The organism is Myxococcus eversor (genome assembly GCF_010894455.1).
Taxonomy (GTDB): Bacteria; Myxococcota; Myxococcia; order Myxococcales; family Myxococcaceae; genus Myxococcus; species Myxococcus eversor.
This window is the reverse complement of record NZ_JAAIXY010000001.1, coordinates 125570-138904: the sequence shown is the minus strand read 5'-3', so window position 1 is coordinate 138904 and position 13335 is coordinate 125570. Positions and strand designations below refer to the sequence as shown.

At 69.4% G+C, this 13335-nt stretch carries 6 protein-coding genes; 1 reads left to right on the top strand and 5 read right to left on the bottom strand.

Annotated elements, in window-relative coordinates; genetic code table 11:
• The first annotated feature begins 91 nt into the window (after positions 1 to 91).
• Positions 92 to 1435, top strand: coding sequence for an alpha/beta hydrolase family protein (locus tag G4D83_RS00545; RefSeq protein ID WP_163861265.1), 1344 nt, complete (start codon positions 92 to 94; stop codon positions 1433 to 1435).
• A 62-nt stretch (positions 1436 to 1497) separates the two neighbouring features.
• On the opposite strand, the gene G4D83_RS00540 is transcribed toward G4D83_RS00545, so the two are convergent.
• The 5 genes from G4D83_RS00540 to G4D83_RS00520 form a co-directional block, all read right to left on the bottom strand.
• Positions 1498 to 2295, bottom strand: a complete 798-nt coding sequence (locus G4D83_RS00540) for an outer membrane beta-barrel protein (RefSeq protein ID WP_163861262.1) — start codon at positions 2293 to 2295, stop codon at positions 1498 to 1500.
• A 170-nt stretch (positions 2296 to 2465) separates the two neighbouring features.
• Positions 2466 to 3542, bottom strand: coding sequence for an NADH:flavin oxidoreductase (locus G4D83_RS00535; RefSeq protein WP_163861259.1), 1077 nt, complete (start codon positions 3540 to 3542; stop codon positions 2466 to 2468).
• A gap of 156 nt (positions 3543 to 3698) precedes the next feature.
• The gene (locus G4D83_RS00530; protein ID WP_163861254.1) at positions 3699 to 4793 is read right to left on the bottom strand and encodes a fatty acid desaturase family protein; all 1095 of its coding nucleotides are present in this window, start codon (positions 4791 to 4793) and stop codon (positions 3699 to 3701) included.
• Positions 4794 to 4818: 25 nt separating this feature from the next.
• Positions 4819 to 11427 (bottom strand): type I polyketide synthase, encoded by a 6609-nt coding sequence (locus tag G4D83_RS00525; RefSeq protein ID WP_163861252.1) that lies wholly within the window; start codon positions 11425 to 11427, stop codon positions 4819 to 4821.
• Positions 11428 to 11451: 24 nt separating this feature from the next.
• A complete protein-coding gene (locus G4D83_RS00520; protein WP_163861250.1) occupies positions 11452 to 12948 on the bottom strand; it encodes an SDR family oxidoreductase in 1497 nt (498 codons plus the stop codon).
• Positions 12949 to 13335: the final 387 nt, after the last annotated feature.

Sequence of the window (13335 nt, the reverse complement as noted above, 5' to 3'; positions counted from 1 at the left end):
CGCCCTCGCGTCTGTGATTTCGGGTCGCGATGACAGAATTAAAAGGGACGGGTGTTCCAGCCTCCAAATCCTGAACAGGAGGCAGCACACCATGGGTTTCAGCTTGAATCGCCGTTCCCTGCTCCATGCGGGCCTGGGGCTCACCGGAGGGTTCGCGCTCTTGCGCGCCAACTCCTCGCTCGCGGCGCCAGCTCCCGGCCAGGCGCCGTCACCCGGCGCCCAGGAGCCCTCGCGGCCCTGGTATGAGCTGGGATTGCTGTCGGACCCCATCATGGAGAACCAGCTCCTGCACTTCCTGGCCGCGACGTACAGCGCCCAGGCGGATATCGGAGAGGTGCTGGACACCGCCAGCCGCATCCACCCCGAGGACGAATGGAGCTGGCCCACCGAGTGGGTCAGCACGGCGGACCGACTCCGGGCCATGGGGGACGCGAGCCTCACCCGCCGTCACTCCCGCAGCGCGGGCAACGCCTACCTGCGCGCGGCCAACTACTATCGCGCGGCGCTCATCCACCACCCGGAGCCGGGACACCCCAGCGTGCTGGCCACGGGGCGCAAGGCCGTGGACACCTACGACAAGGCCCTGAGGCTGCTCGAGATTCCGGCGACGCCCGTGCGGATTCCCTACGAGAACACCACCCTCCCCGGCTACTTCTTCCGCGCTCCGCATACGCGCGGGGATGCGCCGCTGCTCATCTTCCAGCAGGGCCGCGACGCGTGGCCGGAGGAGTCCAAGTATGTGATTGATGACGCCCTCGCGCGGGGCTACCACTGCCTCATCGTCCACGCGCCGGGTCAGGGCATGGCCGTCCGGGCGCAACACCTGACGTTCCGGCCCGACTGGGAGAAGGTCATCACGCCCGTGGTCAACTTCGCCGTGCGAATCTCCGGCGTGGACTCGCGGAGGCTCGCGCTGCTGGGCTGGAGCATGGGCGGGGCGCTGGTGCCGCGCGCGGCGGCCTTCGAGCGGCGCCTGAAGATTCTCATCCCCAACCCGGGCGTCCTCGACTGGGGAAAGTCGCAGTTCGACAACTTCAACGGCTACTTCCCCGACATCATGAAGCTGCTCGACACGGACCCGGCCGCGTTCGACGCGGCGCTCTACGAGCTCATGTCGCAGGTCTTCCTGTACCGCTGGTACATGCGCGACGCCATGTCCAAGCACGGCGCCAGCTCACCGTCGGACCTGCTCTTCAAGCTGCGGGAGTTCACCAACGTGCCGGTCGTCCACCGCATCCGCTGCCGCACGCTCGTCATGGACGGCACCGCGGAAGCGTACTCGGGGGCCCAGGCGAGACAGCTCTACGACGCGCTGACGTGCCCCAAGGACTACCTGCTCTTCACGGAGGAGGACACCGGACTCCTGCACTGCCAGGAGGCCGCTCAGGCCGTCGCCAATCACCGCATGTTCGACTGGCTCGACGAGTACATCTGACGGCCGCGCTCCAGACAGCGGAACGTCGGGCCGGTGCATCCCGGCCCGACGTCTCACGACGACTAGAAGCGGTACTGCGCGCGGACGCCGCCGTAGATGAAGCCGTGGATCTTCTTCGTCTCCAGGTCGTCGGTCTCCTCGAGGTCCTCGAGGCCGGGGATGTCCACGCTCGTCTCGAAGGACGTCGTGACGGACGAGTACTGGCCCGCGGTGACGGTGGCGAACGGACCCACCGAGAACTTCGGGGTGATGCGGTAGTCGAGGCCCACCTGGGCGGCGATGAACTCGAAGCCCTTCACGGAGACCTTGGCGGTGGCGGACTCACCACTCTCCTCGGCCTTGACGGACTGGTTGAGGAACTCGTAGCCGACACCCAGGCTCACCCAGGGGTCGATCTTGGGCGTGACGTTGAGGTGGTAGGCCACGTTGACGCCCAGGCGGAGCTGGCTCGCGCTGCAGCTGATACCGGTGTCGTTGCAGTTGCTGGACTCGTCCTTCAGGCTCACGATGCCGTACTGGAAGGTCGCGCCCAGGTACACGTTGGGGTTGAAGAAGTAGCCCGCCTCCAACTGAATCGGGATGACGCCGGAGACCAGGTCCCCCAGCTTGTTCTCGTCGTCATCGTCCGGCGCCGGCGAGCCGAGCTGGCCGTACGGGGCGCCGTATCCAACCCCCAGGCCCAGCGCGAACCCCTTGCCGCCGCCCTTGTCCTCCGAGGCCTCCTCGCTGGCATAGCCTTCGTCGGAGTAACCCTCCTGGCCGTTGTCGTCCTGCAGGCGGTAGGTGTCACCGGCCAGCGCGGGAGAGGCGGCAAGGGCGAAGGACAGCGAGCACAGCATCCACTGGGTGCGGCTTTTCATGACGAAGGTCCTGAAAGAAGAAGTGAGGTGTTCGGCCCCACACCATCAAGTTGTCGGGCGCCCATTAGGACGCACGACCTCGTCATATATTTAAAGTCTCGATGAGACAAAAAACGGGGTTCCAGGAGACCCGGGGCCCCGGAAGCCAGGGCCTCCCGCTGGCGCCGCCCTTATGGGACGACGAAGTTCTTCCAGGCGCGCAGGTAGTCGACGAAGCCCGCTGACGCCCCTTCCCGCCGCAGCACCTCCGCGGGGATGGGGGCGCGCTGGATGGCGTCGCCCCGGCGGACACGCTCGGGCCAGTCATGGTTGGCGATGGCGGAGCGACCCAGGGCCACCGCATCCGCGCCGAGCGCCAGTTGCGCCTCGGCGTCCTCCTTCGTCCAGATGTTCCCCGCCACGACAATCTTGACCCGCGGAGGCACCGCCGCGCGGAACAGTGTCGTCGCGTGCTCCTGCGGCCGCTTGTGGGTGTTGAGCGCGGAGCGCCAGAGGGACAGGTGGAGGACGTCCATGCCCTCCTGGGCGAGCATCCGCGCGACTTCAATCGTCTCGTCCAGGTCCAGGCCCTTGGCCTGCCCGAAGTCCTCGGGAGACAGGCGCACGGCGAGAACCAGTCCGGGCGCCGCGCGACGGACGGCGGCCAGCGTCTCGCGGATGAGCCTGGAGCGATTCTCCAGCGAGCCGCCCCAGCGGTCCTCTCGACGGTTGTACGTGGTGCTCAGGAACTGCGACAGCAGGTATCCATGCGCGCCGTGGAGCTCCACGCCGTCGAAGCCCGCCTGCGCGCAGCGGCGCGCCGCGCTCGCGAAGGCCTCGATGGCGCCCTGGATATCCTCCTCCGTCCCCGCCCTGCAGCGGTCCGCCTCTTCCGTGTGAGCGCTCGCGCTCCAGCGCGTCAGGCCGCTGACGGCGGGGTCGGCTCGCAGCCCCCCGTGGAAGAGCTGCGCGGACAGGAGCGCGCCGCCCTGGTGGATTCGCTCGGCCAGCCTGCGCAAGCCCGGCAGCATCGCGTCGTCGTGCACGCCCAGCTCGCCCGGCCAGGCCTTGCCGTCCTGCTCCACGTGCGCAGCGCAGGTCTCCAGCAGCCCGAAGCCCCCGTCCGCGCGCCGTGACAGGAAGTGGAGTTCGTCATCGGACAGCGTGCCGTCCGCATGGCTCTGCTGGTTCGTGAGGGGCGCAAGCCAGATGCGGTTGCGCGCGACGACATTCTCACGGAGCGCCAGGGGGTCGAAAAGTCCTGCCATGTGGGTGCATCTCCCGCGAAGGGCCAGAGGGGGCTGGGCGCTCGGATGCCTCGACGGCGCTGGCGTCGCGCGCTCCGGGCGATTTTCCCCCCGGCCCTGCACGGCGGGCGAAGGGCGCCTCGGAGCAGCGCATCGGGTCCGAGGCGCCCCCTTTTTTCACGACATGGCCTGCCCGGGAGAGTCGAGTCGCCTGCGCAGCTCCTCCGTGCTCACGGCGGGAGTGCCGTCCCTGCCCACCAGCACGGTGCCGTCCGTGGGCGAGTACAGCGCCGGGCGCGAGTACAGGGTGCGCAGGGCGTGGACATGGGGAAAGACGGCGGACGCCTCCGGCTTGAGCTCCCGCAGCCGTTGCCGCAACAGCGGCGCGAAGCGGGGGCTCATGGCCGGGAAGATGTGGTGCTCCTGGTGGTAGCTGAAGTTGAGATGGGCCCAGTCCATCAGCGGGTGGGTCTCCACGCTCGCGGTGTTCACGAAGGGGTTGTCACTGTCCTCGGACGCAGGCAGGAGCCAGTGGTTGGTGGCGATGTAGATCATCAGCGTGACATTGGCGACGAGCAGGGGGATGACGAGCGCGAACAGCGCGCCTCGCGGCCCCATGGCGAAGCCCAGCGCGAGCCAGCCCGCCGTGACGAGCACCGTGAGGATTCGCTCCTTCACGAGGTTCATGCGGACGTGCCGGAACTGGGGCTGGCGGATGTGGTGCCACAGGAACGCCTGGCCCTGCGCGGTGAAGAACAGGCCGAAGCTGACGTAGCTGACCCAGGTGCCCGAACCCGGCGAAATCGCATGGAACAACCGCGCGAACCGCTGGGTGCTCAGGTCCTGCTGACGCGGGAGGATGTCCGGGTCTCTCTGGTGGATGTTCGCGGCGCTGTGGTGCGCCTGGACATGCCACGCACGCCAGTTGCCCGGCGTGACGAGGAACGGGCCGAAGCCCGCCCACCCGAGGACCTCCTCCCAGCGTCGGCTGCGGAAGACCGCGTGGTGCAGCGCCTCGTGCGCGGCCAGCCCCACGGTGGTGACCATCTGCCCGAGCAGGAACGAGAGCGGCAGACAGAGCCACCAGGGCAGTCCGCCCCAGCCCAGCAGGCCGGTGAGCCCCATCATCACTGGCACCAGCGCCAGCGCGATGACACCACGATGAGGCTGTGGCTCGAAGGATTCGGGAGGCATCACCCGACGCAACTCCGCGCGGAGCGGCTTCGGGTCATCGATGGGCAGGGATGCCGTCGACAGTGCGGTGGAGTTCATTGTGTTCACCCGATGGAGAGAGGGTTCAAGCCATGGGACGCGCGAGGCCGCCCTCGAGCAGCATTCGCAAGCGCCCCGCCTCGTCGACCGCCGCGACGGTGCCGCACTGGAGGATGTCCCCGTCCAGCCGGGGACTCAGCGCCTTCAATGACAGCCGCAGCGGTCCATCCGTCCTGCCCACCAGCCCGCGGTCGAAGGTGGCTCGCTCGAACTGGATGGGCGCGAAGACGGCGCTCGACACTCCATCCACATGCATCGCGCTCAGTCGCAGCGCCGCGTCCAGGACGAGCGCGGGCACGGTGGCCCCCGCCTCTTCTCGCCGCGCGGGGAGCCCCAGCCTCGCGAAGCGCGCCGAGTGCTCCAGGCGGATGTCCTCCAGGCAGTCGAACATCTTCCGCAGTTCGATGGGTCCGCCCCGCGCGCAGTGGGGGTCCTCCGCGAGGAGGCCGCGTCCCGAGGGTGTCGCGGCGTCGAGCCCCGGCGTGCCCTGGGGCGGCTGGGCCGACAACGTGAAGCGGGCCTCCGCGAAGACGAGGTCTCGTTCGAGCACCACGCCGGAGGCATGGACGATGTCGCCCAGCAGCTTCACTCGCACGCAGTGACGGCCAGGCTCGTCGGTGAGCTGGGTGCACTCGGCCCGCAGGTCCTGACGTCCCCCGGTCTTCACGCGGATGAAGCGGGAGAACCGCACGTCTTCGATGGTGACGGTGCGAAGCTCCGGTCGCCCGTCGCCCAGCGCGGCATGCAGCATCAAGTCCAGCGCCCAGGCCCCCGGCAGCGTGGGCGTGCCCCGGACGAGGTGGTCCTCCAGGCATGGCACGCTGGCGGCATCGACCACGAGGTCTCTCAACACGGCGGAAGGCTCCGTCGCTGGCGGGGGCTCCGCGGGCAGAACCTCCAGGCCGTAGTAGGAGCGCTCGCTCTCCGTGAGCTGCACGTGGATGGACTCGCGCGGAGTGCCCTCGAGGAGTTGGAGGAACAGCGCTTCGCCCTCCTCCGCGCGAATCCCGCGCAGCTTCCTGCTGGCGCCGAGCACGCGATACTCGGAGCCTCGGGTCATCCCGATTCCGTCCCAGGCCAGCCACCCCACGCTGCACCAGGGCGTCCCGGGATTGGCGTCAGTGGCCCAGGCGCACAGGCGGTCCAGCGCCTCGTTCGCCGCGCCGTAGTCCGCCTGTCCGTCATTGCCGATGAAGCTGAACGCGGACGTGAGGACATGGAACGGCACGGGACGCGCGAAGCGGCTCGCGCAGGCGGCGTGCAGGTTGCGAAGCCCGAGCAGCTTCGTGTCCAGGTTCGTGCGAAGCTCCGCGAGACGCCGACGGTTGAGCTTCTTGGACGTCTGCGTGCCCGCTCCGTGGACCACCAGGTCCAGGCGCCGGTGCTCTCGAGTGAGCTCGTCCATCACCCGTGCCACGTCTCCCGGGCTCGTGACGTCCGCGACGCGGTAGACCATGCGTCCTGGCAGCTTCGCGAGGCCCACCAGCGTGGACCGCAGCTCCCGGACCGCGAGGTATCGCTCGAAGCGTGCTCGCAGCTCGGGCATCCGCGTGCCCGGCTTCGCCGCCAGCTCCGAGGCGTAGAACTCCCGCTCCACCCCGGGAAGCTGGTCCTCCGGGGCGTGCAGCACCCGCTCGGGCGCGGCTTCCGGGTCGCTGCGTCCCAGGAGCACCACCGTGCAGCCGTACCGCTTCAGGAGTGCCCCGGCGAGCACCGCCGTGACACCTCGCCCGCCTCCCGTCAGCAACACCACGGAGCTGGAATCGAGTGTGGATGAGCCAGGCACCGGAGGGGCGGTGGGACGGAGTCGGCGGACACACCGAGCCTCTCCGTCGAAGCAGACCTCGACCGAGGGGGTGCCTTCCTCCTCCGAGTCCAACTCGGCCAGGGCCTGCGCCAGGGCCTCGGGCAGGCTCCGCCGTGAGGTCGCGATGGCGCGAACGTTTCGCGCCGGGACTTCACGAGCGACGGACTTGAGCATCCCGGCGAACAGACCGGTCATCGGGTGCAGGACGCGCCCGGGGCCCACGCCTCCCACGCACACGCTCGCCAGCGTGACTTCTCCCGTGAGGAGCGGCTCGTAGGAGCGACGGGCGGCGAGGAAGAGCAACTCCAGCGCCTCGTGGCGCAGCGCCGTGTCGGAGACCACCTCGGCCTCGCGCGCATGCGGCTCGATTCGACTGACGGCGAGGATGAGCTGGGGTGAGAAGCCCAACGCCTCCAGCGCCGCGTCGGCCGTCTCCTCGCGGGTCAGGTCGATGCCGCGAACCTGTCCCGCTGACTTCGCTTCGCCCGCGAAGAGCACGAGGTGGTCAGGCCCGAACAGCCGGCGTGCATGAGGCTCCAGTTCGTGAGCCAGCGCTTCGTCCTCCGCGATGACGAGGACGCGACGCACGTCGCGACGCGTGGGCCGCGTTGACCGCACGGGGTGCTCGACGAGCACGGGCGAGTAATAGCCGATGGGCGCACTGTGGTCGAAGCCGCTGGATGCCTCTTCGGCGGCGACCTCCTTCGGCTCCGCGTGACGCGAGTCCGGAGAGGCCATCCTCTTCTCGGTTCCCAGTCCCACGGGTTGGGTGGTGGACCGAGGCTGAAGCCCACGCTCCGGCCGCGCGGCCCCTTCCGGCAGGAGCTGAAGCTCCAGTCGGACACCGCTCGCGGCTTCCGGATGGAACCGCAGCGTGGCGGGACGTCCTTCGGCGGCTGCCCGCACCGCTCGGAGGACTTCCAAGCTTTCGCGCGCAGAGTGTGGCGGCAGCACATGGCCGGCCCCCGTTCGTGAGTCCGTGGCCTCCGACATCTGGAGGCGGCACAGCACCTTCAGACCTCGCCGCGCGGCTTTCTCGGCGGTGGTGACCGCCAACAACATCAAGCCCTCCTCCGGTTGAGACCCACTCGCGACAGCCCCAGGGCGGAGCACATGCGCCCCACCCACGAGCACCAGCTCGAAGCCCGTCTCCAACACCCCTCGCGCGGCCTTCAGCGCGGCGGCCAGCGAAGCCCCTCCGGCATCGACCACGAAGTTGGGGCCCTTCACATCCAGCGCTCCCGCCACGCGCCCCGGCGTGACGTTCGCCATCATCCCTTGCAGCGTGTAGGGCCCCGAGGGACGCAGCGTCCCCAGCACCACGTCATGGAAGCGCTCCGCCAGCGGCAACAACGCCGCCTGCTCCGGAGCCCTCAGGACGCGCTCTCTCAGCTTGCGACGCGTGGACGCGGCCAACACGCGCTGGATGGCCTCCACGCCTCTGCGCGTCTTCCCTTCGAGGCCGAGCACGAGGGCCGTTCCCGCGCGAAGTCCATCGAAGCCCTCCAGCTTCTGGACGAGCGCACTGGCGGCCGTGAGCGCGAGCCCCTGCGTCAGGTCCATGTCCTCGGCGATGTCCGGCAACAGCCTCAGCGAGGACGGCAGCCTGAAGGCCGCGGCGTCGAAGCGTGCTCCCACCTCGGACGGCACACCGACACCCGGCAGGCCGCTCGAATCCGGGAACACCCCCTCGGCGGCCACCACCACCAGCTCACCACTCGGCCCCGCCCGCTTCGAGGCGCTCGGTGCACGAAGCCCACTTCGAGGCTCCGCCACCCGCTCACCGCGCTGGCCCGCCCGTGCCGAGGCGCTCGGCGCGACACGCCCACCCCGATACTCCTCGAGCACCAAGTGCGCGTTGGTTCCCCCGAAGCCAAAGCCGTTCGTGGCGGCACGGCGAGGATGCTCGCCATTCTCGGGCCAGGGCTGCTCGCTCAGGCTCACCTCGAAGTCGGGGCCCAGCGCGCGCAGCTCCGCGCCAGGTCGCTCGAAGTTCGCCTGCCTTGGAATGAGTCGGTGCTCCAGCGCCTTGCACAACTTGATGACCGAGGCCGCGCCCGCCGCCCAGCCCACGTGGCCAATCAGCGCCTTCACGCTCGCGAGCTGGATGCCCTCGCGCCTGCCGCCGAAGACCTTCGCAATCGACTTCAGCTCGGTGGCATCCCCCGCCGGCGTGGCCGTGCCGTGGGCCTCCAGGTACTGGATGGTGGCCGGGTCGATGTCCGCCGCCGCGTAGCACGCCTTCATCGCGGACACCTGGCCCTCGACGCGCGGAACGTTCGCCGAGCTGCTGCGCCCATCACTGGACAGCCCCGTGCCCCGGACGATGGCCCGCACCGGAAGCCCCGCGGAGAGCGCGTCCGGCAGCCGCATCAGCCCCACGACGCCCGCGCCCTCTCCGAAGATGACTCCATCCGCCCGCTCATCGAACGGACGACTCCCGGTCCCCGAGAGCCCGTTGAACTGGGAGAAGAGACAACTGTTGCCAGGGCCCGGCGAGAAGACTCCGCCGGCCAGCACCAGGTCCGCATCCCCCTGCTGAAGCGACTTCATCCCCAGCGCGATGGCATAGAGCGAGGACGCGCACGCGGCATCGAGCAACACCGTGGAGACACCCCGTCCCACGACGTCCGTCACCACCGCCTGAAGCGTGGGATGCGGCGCCAGCTCGGAAGACCGCGTCTCCACTCCCATCACCGAACGCGCCGCCTGTGACAGCAACGCGAGGTCGGCCCCGTGCATCCCGTTCGCTCGGAGGAGGGCCTCTCCCGCTTCCAGGCTGAGCGCCGCGTCGTACTCGGACGACCCTTCCGCCGTGGAGCCGAGAAGACACTGGATGCGCTCGGGCGAGCGTGTGGCGATGCCCTCCAGCCCTGTCATTCCCTGCGCGAGCGCGATGGCCAGGAGCTTCTGCTCCCGGACGTACCGGTGGAAGCGCGCGGGGTCGACACCTCGCGGAGCCACCAGGTCCGCGTCTCGCACCGCGCCCGTGAGGAGCGTGTAGGCGCGGTCCGGCGTCCCCGTGGGACCCACGAAGTCGGTGACCAGGGAAGGCTCGCTCGCGCCCGGGTCGACGATGCCGCTCACCCCCTGACGGATGTTCCGCCAGTAGGCTTCCGGGTCCGACGCTCCACCCGGAAACAGACACCCGAGCGAGACGATGGCGACCTCCGGCACTTCCTCCGCCGCATCACCACGAGCCGGCACCACGGGGGCCGAGCCCGCCGGCGGAGTCCTGCCCTCACCCTTCCCGAGCGACGGCACCACGAAGGCCGCCTCCGAGGGCAGCAACCCGGCGATGGCGCTCAGCTCGGTGACAGCGGTCGCCGGGAGGATGCGCTGAACGATGCGCGCCAGTCGCCCCTCCGTCCCACAGTCCAGGAAGCGCGTGCAACCCGAGCGCGACAACCACTCCACCGCGCCCTGGAAGTCGAAGGGGTGGACCAGGTGAGAAGCAAGCGCGTCCGCCAACTCGCCCGGCCCCCCTGAGTACACCCTTCGCTCGATCGGCGAGTAGATGGGTCCTCGCGGTGGCCGCATCTCGACGCGCGCGAGCGCCGCACGAAACGCCTCCGCCGCGCTCCGCAGCCCTGGATGGTGGAACGGATACCGGCTGGCCACGAACGTGAAGCCCTGTCCCCGCTGCTCCAGGTGTGAACGGAGCCGCTCCAATTCCGCGCGCGCCCCCGCCACCACGGTCTGCTTCGCGTGGTTGCGACCCGCGATGACCAGCCCAGCCGCGCCGCACTCGGCGAGGGTCCGCGACGCCTCCGCCTCCCCCAACGCAACCGCGGCGAGCGTTCCCAGGTCGTCCGACACCGACTGGAGCGCCTGGCTGCGCAGGCACACCACCTCCGCGCCACCCCGCACATCCAGCGCCCCCGCCGCCGTCATCGCGGCGATCTCCCCGAAGCTGTGCCCCACGAAGATGTCGGGAGCCCGGCCCTCGCGCATCAGCCACCGCGCCCCGAGCACTCCCGACAAGAAGATGCCGAGCTGGTCCAACCGGGGCGACTGCTCCAGCACCCGCCGCACCTCGTCCGCGTCACGGGCCGCGAGCAAGGGCCCCACCTCGAACCCGTACCGCCGCGCCACGTCCTCCACTGCCGCGAGTTCATCGCGCAGCTCCGGCTGAAGGAGCAGCAGTCGCGCGAACAACCCAGGCTCGAACGAGCCCTGCCCCGCGAACAGGAACGCGGTGGCACCGACAGGCAGCCCCAAGGCCGCCGCCTCCTTCGGAGTGGTGCGCACCGGCGCCATCGCCTCCACCAACCGAGCCGACCCCAACGCGGTCGGGTCCGCGAGGAGCTGCCTCGCCAGTCCCCGGACGCTCTCCGAGAACAGCTCCGACATGGCGGTGCCGCCCTTGAGCGCGCGCTCCCGGAAGCTCAGCGTCGCGGCGGGCTCGAACATGTCGGCCAGGGACTCGAAGCACGGGCGGAACGAGTCGGGGAACGGGCAGAGCGCTCCGGTCTCCTTGTCGGCGCAGAGCACCGTCTGGTAGCCGCAGGCCACGGGCGTTCCGTCCTGCTTCAACGTCCGGAAGCAGAAGCGGACCGACACCTCGCCCCGCTCCTCGAACGACGTCAGCACCACCAGCCGGTCGCCCAGGTTCGCGGGCGCGAGGTTGCGCGAGTACCCCTCATACGTGAGCAGGAGAACGCGCTCGAAGTCGCGGCGGAACTCGGGCACCTCGAAGAAGTGGGGCCCGAAGAGCAGGTGCTCTCGGCCCGCGCACTGGAACTTGAAGTTGGTGAGGAAGTGATGGCTCCCGTAGGCCATCGTGTCATCGAAGTGGATGACGTACGGGACAGCGAAGTAACCCATGGCGTTCTCCCCGTTCGAAGGTGTTCAGGAATCCAGGGCGAGCAGCGCCCGCACGTCGTGTCCGTTGGAAGGCCGCTGCCCGACGGGCAACAGGCCATCCACCGTGCTGGAGAGCCCGCCGTCCACCACCCAGATGGCGCCGTTCACCCGCTGCGTCTTCGGCCCCAGGAGCAGCTCCGTCACGTCCGCGACGTCATCCGCCGTGCAGAGCTGCCCACCGGGCGTGGCCGACTCCCAGCGCGTAACGCGCCCAGGAGCGTTGGGGAACATCCCCAGCAGCTCTCCGTGCACCGGCCCGGCCGACACGCAGTTGGTGCGAATGCCCTCGGGCGCCAGCTCCGCGGACAGGTAGCGCGTGAGGGACTCGACTCCGGCCTTCACCACGCCCTGGCAGCCCAGGTCATGCATGTACCGCTGGGACATGGACGTGGACATCGTGACGATGGCCCCGCCTCCCCGCCGTGCCATCAACGGCCGCGCCCGCATGGCGCACTCGTAGGTGCCGGTGACGCAGGTGCGGAACGCCTTGTCCCAGTCGCGCGGAGAAATCCGGTCGAACGGCCCAATCAGGCCGTTGGACGCGTTGCACACCAGGAAGTCCAGACCGCCGAACTGCTCACCAATGGAGGCGAACAGCCGCTCCAGGTGCTCCTCCTGCGCGACGGAGCCCCACAGGTGCAGCGCCTTGCCCCCCGCCGCGACAATCTCCTGGGCCGTCCGCTCCCCTTCGTCTCGGGAATGGAACGAGTTCACCACCACTGTCGCTCCCGCGCTGGCCAGCCGCATGGCGATGACCTTGCCGATGCCCTTGCCCGAGCCCGTGACGAGCGCGACCTTCCCTTCGAAGGGCAGCCGGGCCACGGAGGGCGGAGGCGCGGCACGCACCGGCTGCTCCACCTCGCGTCGAGGCGCGCTCACGCCCCCACGCGACATGCGAATCGCCTCGCACAGCGCGGAGAGCGTGCGCAGCCGCTGGGAGGGCTTCGGCCCCACCTCCAGCCCCAGCTCCTTGACGAGCACCGCCATCACCTCCGCCTGCTTGACGGAGTCGATGCCCAGTTCGTCCTCCAGGTCCGCCTCCAGCGTCAGCAGCTCCAGGGGATACCGGGTGACACGAGCGAACACGGAGCGCACCTGGGCCTCCAGGTCCGACGACGCAGCGGGCGAGGAAGACACCTCGCGCGGGTGGGTGGCGCGCTCTCCCGACAAGGGGGCGACCACGGGCGCCGCGACGGGAGCAGGCGCTGCTTCCGCCAACAACTCCACCACGCGCTCGGAGATGGCGCCCAGCGTGCGCGCCTTCGAGCCACGCGGCAGCCGGTCCACCGGGAGGTTGAATTCCCGCGCGACGACGGCGGCAATCTCGGCGAGCTTCACCGAGTCGATGCCCAGCTCGTCCTCGAGGTGGGCCTCCGCGGTGAGGATATCGAGCGGATACCGCGTGACGCTCGCCGCACAACGACGAATCTGCTCCAGGACCTGCGCAAGCGAACGGGTGCCCTGCTGGAATGACGGGGACATTCTGAACCCTCACAATTCATGAACCGCATGGAGATGAATGAGCCACGTGCGTTGTGCACCAGGGGTCTGACATTGCCTCGCGACCTGTCTCGCGCGGCGAAAAAGACAGACATGAATCGACACGCATGGGAATAATCCACGCACGCGCGAGGCAACGAACGAACGTTTTCGGGAATGCGCCAGCCCGTGGAATACACACACAAGGGGCTCACCCAGACGCACCTCCGCCGTGGGCAAGGAATGCCAGGCGAAGTGCGACAGGCGGTCATCAAAAACAAACGTCACGTGAACCGGGGGCTCACGCGCTCAGCGTCCACAGCGGCATGGAGAAATGCCATACACGCCGAGGTGGTGATGTCACGCACGGGCCCCGCACCCGATGGGGCC